Annotated in this window: 1 protein-coding gene; it reads right to left on the bottom strand. The window is 66.7% G+C overall.

Annotated elements, in window-relative coordinates; genetic code table 11:
• On the bottom strand, nucleotides 1-234 hold a 234-nt coding region (locus OH705_RS28790), incomplete at both ends, for a UbiA family prenyltransferase (RefSeq protein ID WP_267303644.1).

The following is a 234-nucleotide window of genomic DNA, read 5'->3' as shown; positions in this document are numbered from 1 at the left end:
CAGGCGAGCCTGAACTGCCAGACGATCAGCAGCGCCGACAGACCCAGTGCGGCCCCGTAGTACATGCCCAGCCCGGCCTGCCGCCCCACCAGTCCCAGCGCCACCAGCACCAGTGTGTAGAGAACGCCCTGGATGACGAGGTCGAGGTCGCCGAACAGGATCGCCGTCGACTTCGACCCGGCGCGGATGTCGTCTTCGCGGTCCACCATTGCGTACCAGGTGTCGTACGCGGTA

Origin of the sequence: Pseudomonas sp. BJa3, from assembly GCF_026343815.1 — a bacterium.
GTDB lineage: Bacteria > Pseudomonadota > Gammaproteobacteria > Pseudomonadales > Pseudomonadaceae > Aquipseudomonas > Aquipseudomonas soli.
The sequence above is the reverse complement of the archived record's forward strand: the minus strand, read 5'-3'. Positions and strand labels throughout refer to the sequence as shown.